The organism is Colwellia sp. E2M01 (genome assembly GCF_018860585.1).
GTDB lineage: Bacteria > Pseudomonadota > Gammaproteobacteria > Enterobacterales > Alteromonadaceae > Colwellia.
The window spans coordinates 12,028-34,842 of record NZ_JAHKPR010000054.1; the positions used below are offsets into that span (position 1 = coordinate 12,028).

At 37.2% G+C, this 22,815-nt stretch carries 17 protein-coding genes; 11 read left to right on the forward strand and 6 right to left on the reverse strand.

From position 1 onward, the window contains the following. Nucleotides 1–221: 221 nt before the first annotated feature. Complete coding sequence (gene aroC, locus KO502_RS11195; RefSeq protein WP_216022656.1) at nucleotides 222–1,343, reverse strand: chorismate synthase; 1,122 nt, start codon at nucleotides 1,341–1,343, stop codon at nucleotides 222–224. A gap of 173 nt (nucleotides 1,344–1,516) precedes the next feature. Continuing rightward, nucleotides 1,517–2,458, reverse strand: coding sequence for a 50S ribosomal protein L3 N(5)-glutamine methyltransferase (gene prmB, locus KO502_RS11200; RefSeq protein ID WP_216022657.1), 942 nt, complete (start codon nucleotides 2,456–2,458; stop codon nucleotides 1,517–1,519). 169 nt (nucleotides 2,459–2,627) lie between these two features. Here prmB and smrB point away from each other — a divergent pair, with 169 nt between their 5' ends. Further along, nucleotides 2,628–3,347, forward strand: a complete 720-nt coding sequence (gene smrB / locus KO502_RS11205) for an endonuclease SmrB (protein WP_252730737.1) — start codon at nucleotides 2,628–2,630, stop codon at nucleotides 3,345–3,347. A 31-nt stretch (nucleotides 3,348–3,378) separates the two neighbouring features. Here smrB and sixA read toward each other — a convergent pair whose 3' ends face one another. After that, entirely contained in the window at nucleotides 3,379–3,879 is a 501-nt protein-coding gene (gene sixA, locus KO502_RS11210; RefSeq protein ID WP_216022658.1) for a phosphohistidine phosphatase SixA, read from the reverse strand. 284 nt (nucleotides 3,880–4,163) lie between these two features. Here sixA and KO502_RS11215 point away from each other — a divergent pair, with 284 nt between their 5' ends. Next, nucleotides 4,164–6,989 carry an insulinase family protein gene (locus KO502_RS11215; RefSeq protein WP_216022659.1) on the forward strand — a complete coding sequence of 942 codons (2,826 nt, stop codon included), beginning with the start codon at nucleotides 4,164–4,166 and terminating at the stop codon, nucleotides 6,987–6,989. 97 nt (nucleotides 6,990–7,086) lie between these two features. Here KO502_RS11215 and fadJ read toward each other — a convergent pair whose 3' ends face one another. Both fadJ and fadI read right to left on the reverse strand, forming a co-directional pair. Beyond that, on the reverse strand, nucleotides 7,087–9,279 hold the full coding sequence (gene fadJ, locus KO502_RS11220; RefSeq protein ID WP_216022717.1) for a fatty acid oxidation complex subunit alpha FadJ: 2,193 nt from the start codon (nucleotides 9,277–9,279) through the stop codon (nucleotides 7,087–7,089). A 392-nt stretch (nucleotides 9,280–9,671) separates the two neighbouring features. Continuing rightward, on the reverse strand, nucleotides 9,672–10,979 hold the full coding sequence (fadI, locus tag KO502_RS11225) for an acetyl-CoA C-acyltransferase FadI (protein ID WP_216022660.1): 1,308 nt from the start codon (nucleotides 10,977–10,979) through the stop codon (nucleotides 9,672–9,674). 488 nt (nucleotides 10,980–11,467) lie between these two features. Between fadI and KO502_RS11230 the strand changes: the two genes are divergently transcribed. From KO502_RS11230 to KO502_RS11270, 9 genes are all read left to right on the forward strand, one after another. Further along, nucleotides 11,468–12,457, forward strand: coding sequence for a MoxR family ATPase (locus KO502_RS11230; RefSeq protein WP_216022661.1), 990 nt, complete (start codon nucleotides 11,468–11,470; stop codon nucleotides 12,455–12,457). 230 nt (nucleotides 12,458–12,687) lie between these two features. Continuing rightward, the gene (locus tag KO502_RS11235; RefSeq protein ID WP_216022662.1) at nucleotides 12,688–13,812 is read left to right on the forward strand and encodes a DUF58 domain-containing protein; all 1,125 of its coding nucleotides are present in this window, start codon (nucleotides 12,688–12,690) and stop codon (nucleotides 13,810–13,812) included. Beyond that, nucleotides 13,812–14,498: a DUF4381 domain-containing protein gene (locus tag KO502_RS11240; RefSeq protein WP_252730730.1), complete on the forward strand. Its 687-nt coding sequence runs from the start codon at nucleotides 13,812–13,814 to the stop codon at nucleotides 14,496–14,498. The genes KO502_RS11235 and KO502_RS11240 overlap by 1 nt, the downstream gene beginning before the upstream one ends. Next, complete coding sequence (locus KO502_RS11245) at nucleotides 14,495–15,523, forward strand: VWA domain-containing protein (RefSeq protein ID WP_216022663.1); 1,029 nt, start codon at nucleotides 14,495–14,497, stop codon at nucleotides 15,521–15,523. Before KO502_RS11240 ends, KO502_RS11245 begins: the two co-directional genes overlap by 4 nt. Nucleotide 15,524: 1 nt before the next feature. Next, nucleotides 15,525–17,684: a VWA domain-containing protein gene (locus KO502_RS11250; RefSeq protein WP_216022664.1), complete on the forward strand. Its 2,160-nt coding sequence runs from the start codon at nucleotides 15,525–15,527 to the stop codon at nucleotides 17,682–17,684. After that, complete coding sequence (locus KO502_RS11255) at nucleotides 17,678–19,543, forward strand: BatD family protein (RefSeq protein ID WP_354668322.1); 1,866 nt, start codon at nucleotides 17,678–17,680, stop codon at nucleotides 19,541–19,543. The genes KO502_RS11250 and KO502_RS11255 overlap by 7 nt, the downstream gene beginning before the upstream one ends. Nucleotides 19,544–19,744: 201 nt before the next feature. Continuing rightward, the gene (locus tag KO502_RS11260) at nucleotides 19,745–20,260 is read left to right on the forward strand and encodes a sigma-70 family RNA polymerase sigma factor (protein WP_252730731.1); all 516 of its coding nucleotides are present in this window, start codon (nucleotides 19,745–19,747) and stop codon (nucleotides 20,258–20,260) included. Then, a complete protein-coding gene (locus KO502_RS11265) occupies nucleotides 20,253–20,966 on the forward strand; it encodes a DUF3379 family protein (RefSeq protein WP_216022665.1) in 714 nt (237 codons plus the stop codon). The genes KO502_RS11260 and KO502_RS11265 overlap by 8 nt, the downstream gene beginning before the upstream one ends. A gap of 136 nt (nucleotides 20,967–21,102) precedes the next feature. Beyond that, nucleotides 21,103–21,603 (forward strand): YchJ family metal-binding protein, encoded by a 501-nt coding sequence (locus tag KO502_RS11270; protein WP_216022666.1) that lies wholly within the window; start codon nucleotides 21,103–21,105, stop codon nucleotides 21,601–21,603. Nucleotides 21,604–21,799: 196 nt separating this feature from the next. Here KO502_RS11270 and KO502_RS11275 read toward each other — a convergent pair whose 3' ends face one another. Beyond that, nucleotides 21,800–22,468 (reverse strand): VC2046/SO_2500 family protein, encoded by a 669-nt coding sequence (locus KO502_RS11275; protein ID WP_354668323.1) that lies wholly within the window; start codon nucleotides 22,466–22,468, stop codon nucleotides 21,800–21,802. Nucleotides 22,469–22,815: the final 347 nt, after the last annotated feature.

Below are 22,815 nucleotides of genomic sequence, written 5' to 3' on the forward strand. Positions count from 1 at the left end.
CAGCTAGACCAGAAAATTATCGGAATTGGTATAACTTGCCAATTTTATCCCCTAAAGAACTAATTACCTAAAATCAGGATATAAAAAAACGCTGTTCACTCAATTGGGTGACCAGCGCTTTTGTATGTTTTTCTGTGAAAGTAATCGTTAGCTATTTCTTTAATGAGTACCGAAATTTATCAGTCGATTTTCATTAATACCTTATTACCTGTAATACCTAGTTACGCTTCAATGTCTGGCGTAACACAAACAACATCAGCATTTTGGCCACGATGACGTAAAAAGTGATCCATTAAGGTTAGTGCTAGCATTGCTTCAGCAATAGGAACGGCGCGAATACCAACACAAGGATCGTGACGACCTTTAGTAATAATGTCGGTTGGCTCGCCAGCTAAATCAACGGTTTTACCACTTACGCCAATACTTGATGTTGGTTTAAGCGCTAAATGAGCAATGATTGATTGTCCTGAAGAAATACCGCCAAGTACTCCACCTGAATGATTAGTTGAAAAACCGTCTGGGGTTAACTCGTCTCTGTGCTCTGAGCCTTTTTGATTTACAACCGCAAAGCCATCACCTACTTCTACGCCTTTAACCGCATTAATGCCCATTAAGCCATGAGCAATTTCAGCATCTAAACGATCAAAAATAGGCTCGCCTAAACCAACAGGTACATTGCTTGCAACTACTGTTACTTTAGCGCCAATAGAATCTTTTTCTTTAATGATGTCTTTAAGGTATTCACTTAATGGTTCAATTTTTGATTCATCAGGAAAGAAAAACGGGTTTTCTTCAACTTTTTCCCAATCAACAGTATTTACATCAAATGGTGCGCCGTTAGGACCACTAGCAATAATGTCACCAATTTGGGTAACACAAGCTTGTATTTTTATACCAAACTTCTCTGATAAGTATTTTTTAGCTACTGCACCTGCCGCAACACGCATTGCGGTTTCACGTGCTGATGAGCGTCCACCGCCACGGTAATCACGTAATCCGTATTTTTGCCAGTAAGTGTAGTCAGCATGACCTGGGCGGAAACTTTGAGCAATATTGCCATAGTCTTTTGAACGTTGGTCGGTGTTTTCAATCATTAAGCCAATTGGCGTACCTGTGGTTTTACCTTCAAATACACCGGATAAAATTTTAACTTCATCAGGCTCTCTGCGCGCTGTGGTAAAGCGGTTCTTACCAGGGCGACGTCTGTCTAAATCTATTTGTAAATCAGCTTCAGTTAATTCAAGTCCTGGAGGGCAACCATCTATAATAGCGCCTAACCCTAAACCATGACTTTCACCGAATGAGGTGACTGTAAATAACTTTCCGAAGGTATTGCCTGACATGTAACTTTCCGCCTATAAATTTGTATTGAGCTCATTGATATTTGAGATTTTTTGCTCTTTAAAATATTTTTAACTGTTCTTTTTTAAGTGCTTTTTAACTAATCTTTTTCTGATTAATCAATTTTACCGCACATTCTATCTGTATTTTATTCAATTTGCTTTATTTGTCTGCGTTAAACAACTAAAGCTGCGGCAAATAATTGTTTATGTTGCTCTAATTGCGCTTTGTTAAGCATAAATACACCATGGCCACCACGTTCAAAGCTTAACCAGGTAAAGTCAACTTCTGGGTATAATGCTTCAACATGATATTGTGAATTACCTACTTCGCAAATAAGTATGCCCTCATCATTAAGGTGTTGCGCACTTTCTGCCAAAATAACACGCACAATATCTAACCCGTCTGCACCACAACCTAAGCCCATTTCAGGCTCATGAGTAAATTCAGCGGGTAAACTGTCGATGTCTTCTTGATCTACATACGGTGGGTTAGTGACGATTAAGTCGTATTTTTGCCCTTCAACCCCAGAAAAAACATCAGATTGAATTGGAATAACTTGTTCACTTAAACCATGATTCTCAATATTCATTTGTGCAACATTTAAGGCATCAATAGATAAATCTACTGCATCCACTTCTGCTTCAGGAAAATAGCTAGCACAAGCAATAGCAATACAACCGCTACCAGTACATAAATCTAATATGTGTTGCGGTGGTTGTTCTTCACTAAAATATGGAGCGAAGTGGTTTTCAATTAATTCACCAATAGGTGAACGCGGTACGAGTACGCGCTCATCGACATAAAAAGGTAACTGAGCGAAATATGCTAAGTTAGTGATATAAGCCACAGGTTTTTGGGTTTCTATACGTTCTGCAAACAAGGTAAGGATGTTTTGCTTTTCATGCTCAAGCAAACGACAACTCATTACTTGCTCACCCATTTCTTCAGGTAATGCTACCGCAAACATAACCAAGGTAAAGGCTTCACTTAACGCATTATCAGTGCCATGACCATAGAACAATTCAGCTTGATTAAATAAACTAGCGCCATAACGACAATAATCAGCGATAGTGTGTAATTGCGATGTTATGTTTTCATTATTGGTGTTGCTCAAGTTTGTTTCCTTAGGTATGTCGAAATATCTTTTCTTAAAAAGTTAAGTCTTAAAAATGTTAATTCTTAAAAATGTTAATTGTTCGGGCGCTAACTATTAATATACCGTTTGATTTATCAACCACGATTAATTTATTTTTATTAGCAGCAAAATGTTTTACACTGCGTTGATGAAAAACAAAGCCGCTAAACCAACAGCCAAAACAGCACTTAATACATCTTTCAAATCTGCTCTGCAAGTAGAAATGGGAGCGTTAAAAGCCGAAATAAAATCGAACTTAGCGACAAAAACTCTCAATAAAGATTCGCTAACAGACGCTAATAACACAACGCAAAATTCACAGTTGCCAATAAAAGAAGCTTTAGTTGATGAAAAACAGCTTTTCATGGACGCTATTGGTCAAGTGAAACCCATTACCAACGACACAGTGCGCTTAACTAAAAGTGGGCATAAGTCTAACACTTCCCTAAAAAATGACCAAGCAGATAACAAAGCAAATAGAGCGATTGCACAATTTCATTTTTCTGATGAGTTTGAACCCGATTTAAACAAACAAGGCCCGATGAAATATGTACGCGAAGGCGTAGATAGCTTTGAAGTGAAAAACCTGCGACGTGGTCATTACAGACCTGATCTTATATTAGATTTACATGGTTTAGATCAACACCAAGCTAAAAAAGAGCTCGCCGCCCTACTCTTTGCTTGTCAAAAAGAACACGCGCAATGTATTTGTGTTGTGCACGGTATAGGCTCGCACATATTAAAGAACAAGGTGCCGCATTGGTTAGTACAACACCCAGATGTAATGGCGTTTCATCAAGCACCATTAGAATGGGGTGGTAACGGCGCTATATTGGCATTAATTGAATTAAAAGATAAATTTAACTAAGCGCTAAACTCATCTATTAAATTTACAGACCCTAAGGTAATACCAGACCTTGTAACGTTCCCTGCATTTTATCAATATCATAATCAATATGCGCAACACCTGCGGTGGCAAAAATAGGGGCGTCATTCGACTGTGTTAACTCAGCCACTAAAAAACTAACTAACGGCATGTGCGAGATAATAAGTAAACTATCTTCAGCTATAGTCACATTCTTATCCGCCTTAGATATATACTCCGTTAACCAGCCATCAATAAAATCATGAATGGGCTGTGCTTCATCTAACGGAGTAATAAAATCAAGTGTAGTAATAGCGGTTTGCATATCAGCAGTAACCAAGTCACAAGTTTGCTGAGCTCGTAAATAAGGACTAACAAATACTTGTTTCGGCTTTATTTTCATTTTTGCAAACCAATCAGCCATAATTTTGGCTTCTTGTTTACCATGCTCGGTTAGCGCCAATTCGCTATCTTGGCAGTTTATTTGTGGGTTAAACTGTTTAGCTTCACCGTGCCGCATTATATAAAGTTGCATTAAATTTCTCGATGACTACATCTAATTGACATTCACGAAATACTTCAATTTTTAGCTTAATTGTTATTTTTAATTATTTTATGGGCTAAACAGTTGAGTCTAAGTTATTTTTGCGGCTATAGTAATAGAAATAAACGTGCTTTAGTAACATAGATTAAGACTAAATAGGTTTTTTTTATTCCTTTAAGTAATTAAGGAATTGCTTTTACTTCCTGTTAAATTCTCAATTACCCATTTTATTTTCATACGCTTTGCTGTTTAAAGTGTTCTTAGGAGCCTTAGTTTTGAAGCAAAGTCCCAATGATCCTAAACAATATCAAGCAATTACTCTAAATAATGGTTTACGAGTACTGCTCATCCATAATATCGAAACAACAAAGTCGGCTGCTGCTTTAGCGGTTAATGCTGGGCATTTTAATGATCCTAAAGACAGACAAGGTCTCGCGCATTTTTTAGAGCACATGCTATTTTTAGGCACAAAAAACTTTCCTGATGGTAGTGAATATCAAAAATTCATTAATCAACATGGCGGCAATCATAATGCTTGGACAGGTACTGAGCATACTTGCTTTTTCTTTGATATAGCCTCTTCCCATTTTTCTGCTGCACTCGAGCGTTTTAGTGAATTTTTTATTGCGCCTTTATTAAGTGATGATTTTGTCGTTAAAGAACGTGAGAATATTGATGCCGAATTTACCTTAAAACTAAAAGACGATATTAGACGTTTATACGATGTACACAAAGACACGATTAACCCTAAGCACCCTTTCTCTCAATTTTCTGTTGGCAATCTTGATACCTTAGCAGATCGCGCAGGGGTTAATATCAGTACTGAAATAAAAGCATTTTTCAAACGTTATTATTGCGCACAGTATATGACCTTAGCGCTTGAGGGCCCGCAAAGCTTGCTCGAATTAAAAAGTTTAGCGGAGCAAGGCTTTAGCAATGTAAGGTCAACTAAAAAAGCACTTCCCACTATTAAACCTGCATTATATTTAGCTAAAAACCAAAAAATTAAAATTGATATTTGTCCTGTTAAAAATGATCATCAATTGATCCTTAGTTTTGCTATGGAAAGTATCGATCGTTACTATCAAGACAAACCCGAGTCGATACTTGCGTATTTATTAGGTCATGAAGGTGAAGGCAGTATTTTATCTTTACTTAAGAAGCATCAATGGGCATTAGGTTTAACCGCTGGCTCTGGTATTAATGGCTCTAACTTTAAAGACTTTAATATTAGTATTGCTTTAACTGAGTTAGGTGAAGCGCACCTTGATGACATAATAGATATTGTTTTCGCTTATATTGCGCTGTTAAAAAATAATAAAATTGCTGAATATTATTACCAAGAAAAACAAAATATCTGTAATCTTGCTTTTCTTTACCATGAGAAAATGCGTCCACTAGACAGTGTTAGTCAATTAGTGATTAACATGCAATATTACCCACAAGAAGATTACATTTATGGTGATTATGTGATGCAAGGCATGTCACATAACAATATTTCTCGGTTACTTGATTATTTACATGCCGATAATATGCGTATTATGCATGTTAGCCAAAACAATCATTTTTCACAGAATAGTTTTTGGTATCAAGTGCCCTACCATGTAACTCGTATTTCCCCTAAAAAATTAGCTAAATGGCGAACTACCGATTGGCATGCCGCTAACTCCAATAATGAACTAGCTCACACCAAAGGTTTATATTTACCTGAGCCAAATCCTTATATTATTGAGTCACCGGTGCTTTATTCTAATGCGGAAAAAACGAGTTCAGTTAAAAAAACGCCATTAGTACCGAAAAAAATAGTCGATAAGAATGGTTTAATCGCTTGGTATAAAAAAGATCAAACCTTTAATGTCCCTAAAGGCTATTTGTATATAGGGATAGATTCACCTTATGTCGTAGCGAGTGTAGCTAACACTGCAATGACTCGCTTATTTGTAGATTTATATACCGACACAGTTATTGAAGAAAACTACGGAGCTGAATTAGCAGGGATTCATTATCATTTATATTCGCACCAAGGCGGAGTAACACTACAGTTATCTGGGTACAGTGAAAACCAACATATACTACTAACTAAGTTATTAAACCGATTACAAAGTCACCAAGTAACAGAAAAGCACTTTAACTTATTTAAAAAGCAACTCGTTAAACATTGGCTTAATAGTGATAAGAGTAAATCAATCTCGCAATTATTTTCCACGTTAAGCTCTGTTATGCAACCGAATAACCCAACGAGTAAAGCTTTGGCGGCAGCATTAGATAAAGTGAGTTTTAGTGAGTATCAAGTTTTTAGCCAACAACTGTTTTTACAAGTCACATTAGAGGTGTTAATCCATGGTAACTGGTTAACTGAACATGCGATGCAATTATGCAACACCATTGAACAAGCATTTCAAGGTAAGGTTAACGAAAAATATGCGATTCAATGTCCGGTAACCAATATTGCTAAAAAAGAAACACTGTTACTACCAATTAGTTTACCTGAGCATGATCATGCTTGTGTTATTTACGTCAGCTTAGAGCATAAAGACGATCGCTCTATAGCACTTGCTATGGTAACAAGTCATATTTTATCACCCCTATTTTTTCAAAAAATGCGTACCGAAAAGCAATACGGTTATTTAGTAGGTGTGGGCTACGTGCCTATTAACAATTACCCTGGTATTGCCTTATATATTCAATCACCGCATTGTGATGCTTATCAATTGGCTACAGCAATGGATAGTTTTATCAATGAAGTTCTACTGGAATTAGATAATATTAGTACTGAACAATGGCAACACCTGCAACAAGGTTTAGCAAGCCAATTACAAGAGGTAGATAACAACTTGCGTATTAGAAGCCAGCGTTTTTGGGGAGCAATTTGTAATAAAGATATAACGTTTAAGAAAAAAGAAAACTTATTACAAACATTATTAACATTGGATCTTGCTCAAATTAAAACTTTTGTAAAAAGTCACCTAATACCCAACTGTAAACCGGATCGTTTTATTTTATATTCACAAACTGATGAATTAGAGCAAGAACAACAACCTAAGGGCAACATTATTAATGATATAGACGAGTTTATTAAAGAAAGTTCATTAAAATATTAATTTTTGATTCAATACATTAAAAAAGGGTTATGACTTTTACTTTGCAAGTAATAATCATAACCCTTTTAAATTGCTAAATTAGCTAAGCTCAATTAATCTAACTTGGATAATAAAGCATATCATCTTCAGCCATTTTCACTAATGCTGCACAAGGTGTATAACGTTCACCGTGTACTTTAGCCCATTGACTTAGCTGAGCAACAACCGATTTAGCACCAATACTATCAATATAACGTAATGGACCGCCTAAAAATGGTGGGAAGCCAATACCGAAAATAGCGCCAATATCTCCATCTCTAGCATTACGTACTATACCTTCATCAACACAGCGTGCAGCTTCATTGAGCATCATATAAGTACAGCGTTTACTTATTTCTGCTGCGGATAAACTACCAGCAAGGTTAACACCTAATAAATCATAAACCGTTTCATCAACCTGTTTTTTGCCTGTTTTAATTCCTTTTAGTCGATCTTTTAAACGAGCCGATAAACTTTTCTGTTGATATTGGTAAAAGCCTTTCTTGGCCTTTTTACCTAATCGACCATCAGCTAACAATTTATCAAAAGCCTCTGGCGCCGCAAAACGATCACCTAAATCAGCTTGTAATATTGGCCCAATTTTAGCGCCAACATCAATACCAACTTCATCAAGTAGTTGCATAGGCCCAACAGGGAAACCAAACTTAACTAATGCTTTGTCTATTTTATCAATAGGCTCACCAGCCAGCATTAATATTGCAGCTTCATTCATATAAGGAGCAAGAATACGATTAACATAAAAACCCGCAGTATCTTTAACAACTATCGGAGTTTTACCTTGTTTTTTAGCAAAAGCAACTGTGGTCGATATGGTTTGATCAGAGGTTTTTTCATGCGGAATAATTTCCACCAACGGCATTTTGTCAACCGGTGAAAAGTAATGTAGTCCAATAACGTTTTCAGGGCGTTTAGCTTTCGCTGCTATTTTATGAATAGGTAAACTTGAAGTATTACTGGCAAAAATAGTCTGCTCATTAGTGTGCTTTTCAACATCCAGCACCATATTTTGTTTTAAAGCTAAGTCTTCAAAAACAGCTTCAACAACAATATCAACGGATTTAAAACCAGTGTATTCAACAGCACCTGTGATCATCGCCATTTGTTTTTGCATTTCACTGTAAAGTAAGAAGCGACGTTTAACTTTTTTATTCAATAGGTCAAAACTATATTTTAACGCTTGGCTAATGCCTTGATGACTAATGTCTTTAACTCTTACAGGCATTTTTGCTTTAGTTGCCGTAACAAAAGCAATGCCTCCGCCCATCAAACCACCGCCTAGTACACCAACTTTGTTCATTTGTTGTGGAGCAACATCAGCTACCCCCTGCTCTTTTTTCATGGCGGTTGTGGCAAAAAATAATTGGCGAAGTTGCGCTGATTCTTTACTCATCACTAAATCTGCAAAGTTTTCGGCTTCTAACTGATAACCACTTTCAGGTGAAAATTCGATACCAGTACGAATACAATCAATTATTTTAACTGGTGCGGGGTAATTACCTTGAGTTTTAGCATCTACATTTTTTTGCGCTTGTTGATAAACGATATTACGGCCAACCGTATTATTTTCTAACAACTTAACCATTAAGCTTTGCTTACGCTTAGCTACTTTTTTACTACTTTGCTGTGCTGACTCTTGCTGTAAAGATAACGCTAATTTTTCAGCCACTTCAAGTAATATACTCGTTGGTACAACATCGTCAACTAAACCCGACTTTAAAGCTTGTTTTGCGCGTAATTGTTTACCGGTGAGCATCATGTCTAACGATTTTTGTAAGCCGACTAGCTTAGGCAACCTCTGCGTACCGCCACTTCCTGGTAATAAACCTAATTGCACTTCAGGCAAACCTAACGCTGTTTTAGCGTTATCACTACACACACGCGCGTGACACGCCATAGCAAGCTCTAAACCGCCGCCTAAACAAGCGCCATCAATTGCTGCAACAATTGGGATAGGAAATTGCTCAAGCTGTGTAAAAATACGTTGTCCTTGACGAGATAAAGCAACCACCTCCTCACGTGTTTGACAGGCGTTAAGCATATTTATATCAGCACCCGCAATAAACGTTTCTGCTTTACCACTACACACCACAATACCTGTGATTTTCTTATCTGCTTTAATTTCCGCTAATACCGCGGTAATTTGCTCAGCAAATTCAGCTTTAAGGGTATTTACATTTTCACCAATAACATCAATCACCAAGTGAGCAATACCGCTATCTTGACGAACTACAGTGAAAGCACTGTTACTCATTGGCGCTGCTTTTATCTCATCTGGAGCTTCAGTTATTTTATCTGCAGGCTTATTTTTTTTACTTTCAATTACATTCTCGGTTACTTTTTCAGTTTTCTTTTTAGAAACGATTTTAGAAGCTGCTTCTGTACTAGTCTTTGAAGTAACTTCTTTCTCAACAGCTTTATCAGTCGCCTTATCACTCGCCTTACTACTCGTATTAGGTACTTCAGCACTCACTTTTTTATCCGTTTCTTCTCTTTTAGATGTCACTTTTTTAGTCGTGTTTTTTTTAGTTGCCGCTTTAACTTCAGGCTTTACTTTAGGCTTGGCTTTACTTTTTAATAAATCACTCGATTCACTGATTTCATCAGTCTTAGCATCATTGTTATCTGTATTTGTATTATTAGTCATTAATCTGTCTCCACAATCATAGCTGCACCTAAACCGCCTGCAGCACAAGCTGTTGCTAAACCTACACCACCGCCACGTCGATTTAATTCATTCAGTGTTTGAGTTATTAATCGAGCGCCTGTTGCAGCAAAAGGATGACCATAAGCCAGTGAGCCGCCCATTACATTAAATTTATTCATATCAATATCGCCGATGGCTTTATCTCGACCAAGGTGTTCTTTCGCAAATTTAGTGCTGCTAAACATTTGCATGTTTGCTAATGCTTGTGCGGCAAAAGCTTCATGCATTTCAATTAAATCTAAATCAGCTAAGGTCATTCCTGCCCGCTGCAATGCTATAGGTGTCGCATAACTTGGTCCCATTAACATGTCTTGCCATACATCAATGGCGGCAAAGCCAAAGCTTCGAATGTAGCCTAACGGTTTGTAGCCTAGTTCTTTTGCTCGCCCCTCTCGCATTAATAAAATAGCCGCACCACCATCTGTTAATGGCGTACTGTTGGCGGCAGTTACCGTACCGTGTTTTCGATCAAATACTGGCTTTAATCTCTCGTAACCGGCTAAATCTGAATTTTCACGAATACAATTGTCTTTATCAATAAAGCCCTTATAAGGTTGTGAATGTGCGGCCATTACTTCACCTGCAAGTTTACCTTCTTGCCAACATTGTGCTGCTAAAGTGTGAGATCTATGTGCTAAGGCATCTTGATCTTGACGAGATATTTGATAAGTTTTCGCCATTTGCTCTGCGGTTTGTCCCATTGAAATACCCGTTGAGTATTCAGCAACGGCCGGAGAAACAGGGAGTAAGTCTTTTAAACCTAAACGGCTTAACAATGACAAGCGTTGCCCTAATGAACGCGCTTTTGTTAAATCCACTAATATACGCGCTAAATTTTTAGAGACTCCAATTGGAGCCACTGAAGATGAGTCAGCACCGCCAGCAATCCCCACATCAACATGACCTGCCATGATTGATTCAGCCACATTTACTGTTGACTGAAAACTGGTGGCACAGGCGCGAGATACACTATAAGCATCAGTACTTACCTTCATGCCAGTGCCTAAGACAATTTCACGGGCAATATTTGGCGCTTCAGGCATTTGTACAACCTGACCAAACACTAATTGTTCGATGATACCGGGATCTACATCATGTTTTTGCAGTAATTCATTAACAACAATTTTGCCCAGATCAACAGCAGGTACACCATGAAATGCCGTGGCTTGTTTAGCAAATGGCGTTCGCAGCCCAGCAACAATGGCTATGCGCTCTCCCGTTGCAGTAGTTAGTTTTTTTATTGTCATTTATTACTCCATATACTCGTTGATATGTTATGTTAAACTTTGCTAAATTTAGAGGTCTGACCTCTAGTTGTTAATTTGATTTTAACCAACTAACAAAAAATTTCAATCATTACCTTAACTCTTTTAGTTAAGGTTTAGTTAAGAAGTTAGGCGTCATACTCTTAACATTATTATCGCTTGTTATTTATAGAAATTTTATTCACTATAACGTTAATATACTGTTATTAAAAATAATATACACTTCAATATTAATTGTTTAACCAGTCTTGATGAAATGATTACAAAAGCTGTTAAATTTTGTAACTTTTTACTTGTTTTATTTCACAGCAACCCTATATAAAATCATAGCTTAATTTATATTAATTTTTTGCTTAGTGAACGATTTATGAAAATTATACTCTTATGCTTGTCTTTCACCTTAAGCGCAAGTTTAAGTTAACGCTAAGTTACCTTTTTTCAACGTCTAAAAAATATAAGAATTTATCCGTATGGCAATTGAACACTTTTCTACTTTAAAAGAACATTTATCTTCACAAATCATAGGTCAAGAAGCATTAGTTGAAAATTTACTGATTGCATTATTAGCTGATGGTCACTTAATCGTTGAGGGACCTCCAGGTTTAGCTAAAACACGTGCTGTAAATGCCTTAGCACAAGGTTTAGAAGCTGATTTTCACCGTATTCAATTTACGCCCGATTTATTACCTGCCGATTTAACGGGTACTGATATCTACCGCCCAGAAGATGGCACTTTTGTTTTTCAACCCGGTCCTTTGTTTCAAAACTTAGTATTAGCCGATGAAATTAACCGTGCTCCTGCTAAAGTGCAATCGGCTTTATTAGAAGCAATGGCTGAAGGGCAAATAACAGTAGGTCGTAAAACTTACGATTTACCTGAGCTATTTTTGGTAATGGCGACACAGAACCCAATTGAACAAGAAGGTACTTACCCATTACCTGAAGCACAATTAGACCGATTTTTAATGCATATTGAAATTGACTACCCTGGTGCTGATGCTGAATTAAAAATATTGCAACTTACTCGTGGTGAAGCCGTTACCTCAAACGCATCTCACGGTGAAGAAAAGACCACTAAAAAAGAAAAAACATTACGCAGTTTAAGTCAAAGTGAAATTTTTGGTGCACGCGATCAAGTACTTAATATTCATATGGCGCCATCGTTAGAAAGCTACATAGTCGACTTGATCATTGCTACCCGTCAACCTAAAAAATATGATGACAAATTAGATACCTGGTTATCATTAGGAGCAAGTCCTCGTGCAACCATTGCGTTAGATCGCTGCGCTAGAGCACGTGCTTGGTTACATAATCGCGACTTTGTCAGCCCTGAAGATATTCAAGCAGTTTTCCACAACGTACTAAGGCACCGTATATTACTGAGTTATCAAGCTGAAGCTGAAGGTATTACGTCTAATCAAGTACTTGACCATATTTTAAATCTTGTGGCTGTAGCCTAACGCTTTAATAGCACAATTTTTAGTGATATAAGTTTTTAGTGGTAAAGGTTTGAGTGAAATAAGTATTTAGGTATTTAATCCATATAGCTTAACGGTAAAACCTCATCCCACAGTTTTAACAAAATTATTATCTTTAATAGTTTTGTTAAAACTGTTTGTGCCTAAATGCGAATATCCACTAAACATTTGTAATATTAATGATCAAGTCGAATAAAAAGTAGAGTTACTTCATGTGGTTTAATCGTCAAAAAAAAGCATCTTCTGAAAATATCAAACAAGACTCAGCGCCAGCCATACTCGCTAGCTTATATAGTAATGGTATAGATTTATCTATGCCGGAACTTTTACAGTACCAAAGTAAAAGTAGCTTAATTAACCTAGCCGGAAAGAAAAACATTCAAGGCAAACAAGCGGGTAACTATTTATCGCGCAGTAAAGGTCGCGGTATGGAGTTTGATGAAGTGCGCCATTATCAAACAGGAGATGATGTACGCGCCATTGACTGGCGAGTTACCGCACGTACCGGCAAAACTCATACAAAGTTGTTTCGAGAAGAAATAGAAAGACCTGTATTAATTGCCACCGACTTAAGTCAAAACATGCACTTTGGCAGTCAATTATTGTTTAAATCTGTGCAAGCTGCTCATCTAGCAGCGCTGGTTGCTTGGCATGCTAAAAATCGCGGTGATCGATTAGGTGGCTTAGTTTTTTGTGATGAGGAACATATTGAACTAAAACCACGTAGCCGTAAGGCTGGGGTTTTACATTATTTACATGCCTTAACCACATTGAATAATAAGAAAATGCAAAAACGTGCGCAAGCACAAACTTATAGTGCTGATAGTAACGACCATAAAGAAGTAATTAATGATAACGCCTCTGTCAATTCAGATGCTAATTCAACAGCTAAGTCAGTAATCAACTCAAACAGACTAAAACACAGTAATTTTGAACAAAACTGCGCTCGTTTACGACACATAGCTAAGCCCGGCTCTTTAGTTTACTTGATAACCGATGGGCATGCTTTTCATAATCCTAACGATTGCGTTGATGCCTTAAGACACCTCAGTTATATCAGTAGGCATTGTGAATTAGTCGTGTGTTTAATTAGCGATCCACTTGAGCAAACACTACCCGATAGCCGCTTAAAGTTATCCGTTACCTTAACGGATGGTGCAAACCGTCAACAATTAACCTTAGGTGATTTAAATACCGCCGAGCAATATCACCAAAAAGCCGTAGAGCTAGATAATAAAATGAAATCATTATTACAGTCTTCTGGTGCCCGTGTGGTGCACTTTAGTGCTGGAGATAGCTTAGAGCAGCAATTAAAATACAGTGAGGCTACGTTATAATGGCTATAGAAAATCCAGCGTATACTCCTGATATGACATCAGCAATTCCTCAAGGAATGCCGCTTGCTCAAGGCCAAATGCCTGGTCAAGCGCCAACTCAGTCAATTCAATTACATGACATTCACTTACCTGAGCAAGTTAACAACTTTCCTATCGCTCCTGGTTGGTGGATATTACTAACGCTTATTGTTATTACCGTCATCTGGTGTATTAAAAAATATCAGCATCGCAAACAATTGCATGTTTATAAAAAACAAGCATTAACGGCACTTGCTAATAACCCTACAATGAGTGCGAAAGAATCGATTACTTTATTAAAATGGGCGGCGATGAAATATTTTAGTCGTCAACAACTAGCTAAGTTATACGGTGAAAGTTTTCAAAAATTCCTAGTAGAACAATTACCTGAGAAATATCAAAAAAACTTTACTGAGTTAAGTCATGACGGCTTTGCAGAACAATACCAAGCTGATGCAAGTGATAGCTTACTTGATAATGCTAGTGAGTCATTATCAAACGCTATACCAAAAGTTAACCGCGATAGCGATTGCTATCAAGCAGCTAAATTATGGTTAACACATGCCCTGCCAGTTAAGAAAACAACTAAAAAACAAAATGAAAAGCCAAGTAAAAGAGTAAGTAACAAAGTGAATAAAGTAGAAAGTCAAAAGGAGCAAAACGCATGATAAGTTTTGCATGGCCATGGTTATTTTTCTTATTACCACTACCTCTCCTTATTTATATTTTACCCGCTAAAAAAAGTGCTAATCAACAAAGTGCACTTATAATGCCCGAGCTTATTAATGTCTCGAGTAAAGGCAACAGCGATCAACAAAAACGAAAAGCGCCTTTTATTATTTTAACTGTTTGTTGGTTGTTATTTATTTTAGCTTTAAGCCGACCACAATGGCTTGGCGAAGCAGTAGATATACCCAGTGAAGGTCGTGAAATGATGATTGCCGTTGACTTATCAGGCAGTATGGAAATTGAAGATATGCGTTTAAGTGGCCGTAATGTCAACCGATTACAGATGTTGAAATCTGTGTTAGGTGACTTTATTGAGCGCCGAGTTAGCGATCGCCTTGGACTAATTTTGTTTGGCGACGATGCTTACATGCAAACGCCAATGACTTTTGATAAAAAAACAGTCAAGCAAATGTTAATTGAAAGTGAATTAGGTTTAGTTGGAAGAAAAACAGCTATTGGCGATGCTATAGCTCTAGCGGTAAAACGTTTTGACGCTAAAAAAGATTCTAACAAAGTATTACTACTACTAACTGATGGCCAGAATACCGCAGGTAAAATATCACCTGAGCAAGCTTTGGAGTTAGCCGTAGCAAAAGACATCACTATTTATACAGTAGGGATCGGCGCTGACGAGATGCTCCAACAATCTATGTGGGGAACGCAGCGCATTAATCCATCAAGTGAATTAGATGAAAAAACGCTAACAAATATTGCCCAACAAACGGGCGGTATGTACTTTCGTGCTCGCGATAGCCAAGGTATGAGTGAAATTTATGCTTTGTTAGACAAATTAGAACCTATTGAACAAGAGCAACAACAAATGCGCCCGCTTAGCGCTTTATTCTATTGGCCATTAGCATTAGCCGCTTTGCTGTGTTTTGGTTATTTATTACTTTTACACTTTAACTACCTATTACCTAAAAAGTTATCCGTTAACGTGCCAAATACAGCAGGAGGTAAATAACATGGCAGAGCAAGTATCATTATTTACCCAATTAACCAACCAACTAAACAACGCTTTCATTAATCTTGATGGCTTTAGCTTTGAAGGGTTTTCTACTAACTTTCACTTTGTCAGACCTTGGTGGTTGTTAGCCTTCTTTGGCTTGTTTATTGTATTATTTTTATTAAAAAAACTCCGTTATTACCAATCTCCTTGGCAACATTTTTTACCTGCACATTTGGCTAGCGCATTGTTAGAAAACTCAGACAATCAAGCAACACAACAAAGCCAAAGTACACAGGCTAACTACTGGCTAAAACCTTTTATTATCGGTTGTTGTACTATTGTTGCTCTTGCTGGTCCTGCTTGGCAAAAACTGCCTCAACCTGTGTATCAACTTGAGCGTGGCTCTGTATTGATAATGGATATGTCTTATTCAATGTACGCGACCGATGTGGCACCTAACCGACTAACGCGCGCACGTTATAAAGCTATTGATTTACTTAAGAATATTAATGAAGGTGACGTTGGTTTAATCTCGTATGCAGGAGATGCCTTTGTTATTAGTCCATTGACTCAAGATGTTAAAAACATTGAACTATTATTACCTTCACTATCACCAGACATTATGCCCGTGCCTGGTGCCAACGCCTTAGCTGCATTAACGTTGGCAGGTAAAACACTTAATAATGGAGGCCATGTTAGTGGTGATATTTATTGGTTTACTGATGATATTGATAACAGTGAAATATCTGATATTTACGCTTGGGCAAATGACAACAACCATCAACTTAATATTTTAGGTGTCGGCAGTAAAAATGGCGCACCAATTAAATTACGAAGTGGTGAGTTACTCAAAGATAATACAGGCTCTATTGTTATTCCTAAATTACCAGTAGAAAAGCTAGCAGGTATTGCTCAGCGTAGTCGCGGCGTTTATCACACTATGACCAACTCTGATGCCGATATAAAAGCATTAACAGCACACTTGTCGGCAAATTTAAATTCAGCGAGTGACAAAAATAATGATAATTCAGCCGGCGGCACACAAAATGATAAAAAAAGTGAAGAGTTAATGCAAGGCGACCAATATCAAGAGCAAGGTCCTTGGCTATTAATCCTTATTATTCCGTTGCTATTAACTTATTTTCGCCGAGGTTCAAGTATTTTAGCTATCACGTGGTTAATGCCATTAACCTTAATGATGAGTTTATCTAGTGTTAGTCCAACGAGTTATGCGGAGCAAGTTCCCTCTCAAATACCAACGCAAATACCAAGTCAAAATCCAACTATAAGCGATGACGAGAACACGGACTCGAGTATTAGCGAAACCAGTGGAGTTAAACAATTTTGGCAAAATTTATGGCAAACATCAGATCAACAAGGCCAAGATCTTTTTGAAGAACAAGACTACCAACAAGCTGCTGAAGCGTTTGAAAATAGTCAATGGCAAGCCAGTGCGCATTATAAAGCAGGTAACTTTGAACAAGCCTTACAAGCTTATAAACAAACTGATAGCGCGCAATCTCTATATAACCAAGGTAATACGCTTGCCCAAATGCAAAAAATTGATGAGGCTATCGACGCTTATAAACAAGCGTTAGTTAAAGATCCTGACTTAACCCACGCTAAAGAAAACTTAGCGCAACTTGAAGCCCTTAAAAAGCAACAAGAGCAACAGCAGCAAGATTCCGGCGATCAATCAGAGCAGTCTGATGAAAATCAACAGCAAGGCGATCAGGGCGAGCAACAAAAACAAGATAGCCAAGACGGTCAACAAAGTGAAGACGGTGAAAGTCAGGAGCAAGAAGGCGGTCAACAAGACGGTGAGCAATCATCTGAGCAAAGTCAAGATCAGAGCAAAGAGCAAAGTGGCGAGCAATCTGATCAACAAAGTGAACAAGAGTCACAACAAGCGCAAGAACAAGCCGAAAAAGAACAAGCTGAGCAAGAAGCACAGGCCGCTCAAGCTCAAGAGTCTGAAGAAGAGCTTACTGGCGATGAAAAATCACTTGCCCAACAGTTAAGCGAAAAGCAAGCGCAAGAGACAGAGCAAAAGCATCAACAATTATTAAATAAAGTCACTGACGACCCTTATTTATTATTACGAAATAAAATGCGCATAGAATACCAAAAGCGTAAAAATAATAATCCGCCTCCAGGAGTAACTAAACAGTGGTAAGTAATAACTCAATACCTTCAATCACTAAAGTAACCATAGCTAAAGTGTCAGCTAAAAAGCATCAACAAACACACTTTACTTTTCAGAGCTTAATATTAGCATTACTTATTATGGCTAGCTTTGTATTTAGTCAACAAGCTTTAGCTTTGTCTGCTGTAACTACTGTGATTGATAAGAATCCAGCTATGTTAAACGAGTCTATTTTATTAACCGTTACTGCTGACGATGATGTAGATCGTAACGCGCTAGATACAAGTCCATTGCTTAAAGACTTTATTGTTGGCCAAACATCAGTGAGTTCACAAACCAGTATGGTTAATTTTGAAACGACTCGAATGACAAAATGGCAGGTTATTTTAATTGCCCGCAAAGCGGGTACCTTCACTATTCCAGCGTTAACTATTGAAGGTAAACAAAGCAAGCCTATTGAAGTCAATGTTATTGAAGCTAAAAATACCAATGGCGCAAATAATCAAGCCGATATTTTTATTACCAGTGAATTATCAAATAACCAAGTTTATGTACAACAGGCTTTAACCTTATCAATTAAGCTGCATTTTTCAGTTGAATTACAAAGTGCCAGCCTTACAGAGCCGGAGTTAACGGGTGCAACTATCGAAAAAGCTGCAAAAGATGAACAATCTGACAGTATTATTAACGGTAAGCGTTATCGAGTTATCGAACAAACTTATGCAATAACACCTGAAAAAAGTGGTGATTTTACACTAGCCGCTCCTGTTTTTTCTGGTGAAGTACGTCAAGCATCCAGCCGCCGTTCAAGCTTTTTAAGCTTTGGTCAAAGCAAGCCAGTAAGCGTTGTAGGTAAAGAATTAAAATTAACCGTATTACCTATTCCAACTAATTACCCGAGTAATACCCAATGGTTACCAACAGAAATTATTACCTTACATCAAGAGTGGCAAAGTAATAACGACGAGTTTACCGTAGGCGAGCCAATTACGCGCACAATTACGTTAACGGCTGCCGGTCTTTCAAAAGCACAACTACCTGAGCTTAAAATGCAAAGTACTCGAGGCTTAAAAATATATCCAGATCAAGCTGAGTTACATTCAACAATCAGAGATAACCGATTAATTAGTCAAAAAGTACAAAATTTTGCATTAGTACCAAGTACCACAGGTGAATTTACTTTACCTGCGATGGAAGTAACTTGGTTTAACATTGTCACTAATAAAATAGAGGTAGCCACCCTGCCTGCAAAAACCATTACGGTAAAAGCAAACACTGATAACTTTACTAGCGGTCAAACAGGTGCTCCAAAGTTTAATGAACAACCTCAAGGCTATAATCAAGACGAACTAAATATAGCCTCAACAAGTAATAATACTAACGATATAACGACTAACGCATCAGGCAATCAGATTAAAACCACTGAAGATAAAACCCTGCAATGGCTATTCTTAGCATTATGGCTGGTTACCCTTTTAGCTTGGGTATTACACGTAATTTATTTAAAGAAAAACGGGGTAATGAATAGCACTATAAAGCATAAAAATACGACGACTGATACTAGTAACGCTTACCCTAACTTATTAGCCGAATGTAAAAATAACAATGCCGAACAAGCATTAAACCTTGTGTTACCTTGGCTAAAGCAACTATTAAATAATGATAAAATCGGTGTAAATATTCATAACATTGCGCAAGCTCAAGAGATGCTCCAAGACGAAAACTTAAATAGCGCATTAGAAAAATTACAGCAGCAGCTTTATGGTAAAAATGTATCGAACCAAGCAAGTACATGGCAAGGTGCTGAGTTATCAAAAGCCATCCAAGCAGTGAATAAAAAACAGATTAACAAAGCCAAGCCAGGCTCAACTCAATCGCTTAACCCATAAAGTTTGCCTTTACATTGTTAGCCATTCAATTTTATTTTAAATTGAATGGCTACATTCATTACGACTTTCATATCTATATCTCGCCCCCTATCAAAAAATTAGCTTGTGTTAATTCATTTAATATTTGGCTGTTGTTACTAAATAACGCTAGATTAACAATTAGTTTGAAATTAAATACGCCATGCTAGGGTCTATACCCATATGATGACAAAACAACTCAGATATGAGGCGCTAGTTAAAGCCTTACACGGTGATTTATACCGATACGCCTATTGGCTCACTCACGATAAACAAGTGGCTGAAGATTTAGTTCAAGAAACCTTTCTTCGTGCTTGGCGAGCGCTTGACTCTTTAAAAGATGAAAAAGCGGCTAAATCGTGGTTGATCACCATACTCCGTCGCGAAAATGCACGACGTTTTGAACGTAAACGTTTTGATATGAATGAATATGAAGAAGCGACAATAACCGACACAATATCGGTTACCACAGAGCAAGAATTAGAAAATCACTGGTTGCGAGATAAAATAGCCAAATTACCACCTGAATACTCTGAGCCACTTGTTTTACAGGTACTCGGTGGTTTTAGTGGTGAAGATATCGCCAGTTTATTAAACCTCAATAAAAACACTGTGATGACGCGCTTATTTAGAGCAAGAAATCAATTAAAGGAAGCTTTAGAAGAAGAGCCGGTTAAGCGAGGTAATTATAATGGATGATTTACAATTTAGACGTGCTATCTATTCCGATCCTAATAATCAAGATGAAGATATCATAGCGGCACAACAACAAGATCCGAATAAAAAAAAGTTTGCTAAAGATATTTGCGATCTTGATGAGAAAATTAAACAAGTATTACAAGTGCCTGTGCCTGACGATTTATATAACAAGCTCATATTACGACAAACACTTTCTAGCTATCAAACACAAAAGCGCAAAAAACGTTTTCATTTAGCGATAGCTGCGTCGGTTGCTATTATAGGCAGTGTATTATTTAGTTTTCTACAGTTTTCTAGTGCCCATAACTCATTAGGAGATTATGCCCTTGCTCATCTTTATCATGAGCCAGCATTACTTAATAATAACGATGGCAAACCAATAGCCTTGACATCATTAAATCAAAAGATGACAGCTTTCGATGGCGCTTTTACTCGCTCTTTAGGGAAGTTATTATTTGCTGACTATTGTCGATTTGATGGTATGAAAAGTTTACATTTGGTTTATCAGGGTAAAACCAGTCCTGTTACTATTTTTATTGTCCCTAAAAGTGAGCAATTAACGTTTAACAGTTCATTTAATGATAAAAAATATATAGGCAGTGCCTTAGCCTTTAATAAAAATAACGTTATAGTGGTTGCAGACAAAAATGAATCATTAAGCCAATGGCAACAAAGTATCAACGACAATGTAACTTGGTCTATATAAGCTAACACTGATTGAATTATTTTTACTTAATCAAAATAATAAAGACCGCAATAAGCTCTGAGTGCTAAATTCAGAGCTTTTTTTATGCCTAAATCATAGTAAAATGACATCATTCTGAATATATATTGGATCGTCTATGCATTGCCCTTGTGGTTCTACATTATTATTTAGCCAGTGTTGCCAACCATTTATTACTAATAATGATGAGCAAAAACTGCCCTCTTCACCAGAGCAACTTATGCGTTCACGCTTTAGTGCCTATGCAATAAAAAATGGTCAATATATTTTTGATACTTACGGTAAAGCGCAACAAGTAAACCTCACGGTTAGTGATATTCAAAGCTGGGCAGATGAATGTATATGGGTAGCGTTAGTGATACACAATACGCTAAGTAACGACACTATAAATACTGTTGAATTTTCAGCATATTACATTGTTGATAATACTTTATGTGAACTGAGGGAAGTATCAAATTTCGCTGTTGAGCAAGATAAATGGCGTTATATCGATGGCGATATTAATATTAACCGTGAAATCAGCAAAGTAAAACGTAATGAATTATGCCCTTGTAATCATTACCCAACGGCATGGTCGGCTAAAAAAGAAAAAAAATTTAAGCATTGTTGTGGACGCTAGATTGTCGCTATGAATTTGTAACCAATCAAAAGTGATTCAGCTAAAACATGGCCAGCTGACACTTAGATGATTTTATTTAGTTAGAATGGACTTGCTAGTTGAATAGGTGGTGGGATTTTTTGCTAATTAGCTTTGGATTAAGCCTCATCAAATATTCAGTACATTTAGGTAAGTTCGAAGACGCGTTAACTAAAAGCTAATTAAGTAAAGGAGCTTTCACTAACGATTGTTGAATACCATCTAGCCATGTATTGGCATTAAATGCTAACGATTGGTTAACTGGCATATCCATATTAACTGAAGATTCATGTTCACTTTGTTGTGTACTTAATGCAAGCGCTTGTTGTTGTGCTTGTTTATATTTAATCTGCGTGAATAAACTTGTATTGTTCATCACCTCAGTTGCTATATGTTTTTTATCATCGCGAAACGCTAATGGTTTAGGGTTCATTACATTAGCTAACTGAATATTGGCTAAATCATTATCAACAAGGATTTGCGCTTGATTAAATTGCTTAATGTCATCAAGTGATGACAAAGCTAAAGGAGCTTTGTCTGGTAAGTTAAACTGTTTTCTTAATGCGCTTTCCGTTTGTTTTATTTCCTTAGTAGCAGCTGTTTTAGGTAATAAAAACTGGCTTTGCTCGCGAACATCATCAACTAACATAGCTAACATTAGTGAGAAATCAGCTCTGCGCGTTTCGGCAACACTCTTGTTAAGTTGACCACCAAGCTGTAACTCATGCAATAAAGTATTCGCACTAGTCGTTTCAGCTGAAGGCATGATATTGCCTGCATTCACTTCTGCTGCGCTACTCTTTTGCATAGATTGTTGAGCTAACTCGACAGGCAATGTATTACTCACTTATTTAACAACAGCTATAAAATATTTTAATGGGTCTTTAAATCAAAACGATTGAAGACGCTTGATAAATAATTTATCGGCAAAATGTTAAAAAGCTTTAGTTAATATCTGCGATATATTTTGCTTTTAGTTTATACCCGTTCCACTTGAAGATGCTCGTTTCAGGAAGCCTGAGCGATTCATAACCAAGGCACCTTTTTTATCAAGGGTTGTTACCTTAAAAAGAAATGTAACGTAGGGTATGATTTGCTCAGTCTTCCCCAAGGGCTGGTTTAGAAACGCTTTATGCCGCGTTATTGATTTTGACAAGGAGGCTACATGGATGTAGCTTATTAGAGAATGCAGGA

What these genes read in the sequence shown, in the direction of transcription:
- sixA (WP_216022658.1), bottom strand. Translation starts at nt 3,879, where the DNA reads ATGCAACTTTATATAATGCGGCACGGTGAAGCTAAACAGTTTAACCCA.
- fadI (WP_216022660.1), bottom strand. Translation starts at nt 10,979, where the DNA reads ATGACAATAAAAAAACTAACTACTGCAACGGGAGAGCGCATAGCCATT.
- KO502_RS11250 (WP_216022664.1), top strand. Translation starts at nt 15,525, where the DNA reads ATGGCAGAGCAAGTATCATTATTTACCCAATTAACCAACCAACTAAAC.
- aroC (WP_216022656.1), bottom strand. Translation starts at nt 1,343, where the DNA reads ATGTCAGGCAATACCTTCGGAAAGTTATTTACAGTCACCTCATTCGGT.
- KO502_RS11230 (WP_216022661.1), top strand. Translation starts at nt 11,468, where the DNA reads ATGGCAATTGAACACTTTTCTACTTTAAAAGAACATTTATCTTCACAA.
- KO502_RS11265 (WP_216022665.1), top strand. Translation starts at nt 20,253, where the DNA reads ATGGATGATTTACAATTTAGACGTGCTATCTATTCCGATCCTAATAAT.
- KO502_RS11260 (WP_252730731.1), top strand. Translation starts at nt 19,745, where the DNA reads ATGATGACAAAACAACTCAGATATGAGGCGCTAGTTAAAGCCTTACAC.
- KO502_RS11270 (WP_216022666.1), top strand. Translation starts at nt 21,103, where the DNA reads ATGCATTGCCCTTGTGGTTCTACATTATTATTTAGCCAGTGTTGCCAA.
- fadJ (WP_216022717.1), bottom strand. Translation starts at nt 9,279, where the DNA reads ATGAGTAACAGTGCTTTCACTGTAGTTCGTCAAGATAGCGGTATTGCT.
- KO502_RS11235 (WP_216022662.1), top strand. Translation starts at nt 12,688, where the DNA reads ATGTGGTTTAATCGTCAAAAAAAAGCATCTTCTGAAAATATCAAACAA.
- smrB (WP_252730737.1), top strand. Translation starts at nt 2,628, where the DNA reads ATGAAAAACAAAGCCGCTAAACCAACAGCCAAAACAGCACTTAATACA.
- KO502_RS11245 (WP_216022663.1), top strand. Translation starts at nt 14,495, where the DNA reads ATGATAAGTTTTGCATGGCCATGGTTATTTTTCTTATTACCACTACCT.
- KO502_RS11240 (WP_252730730.1), top strand. Translation starts at nt 13,812, where the DNA reads ATGGCTATAGAAAATCCAGCGTATACTCCTGATATGACATCAGCAATT.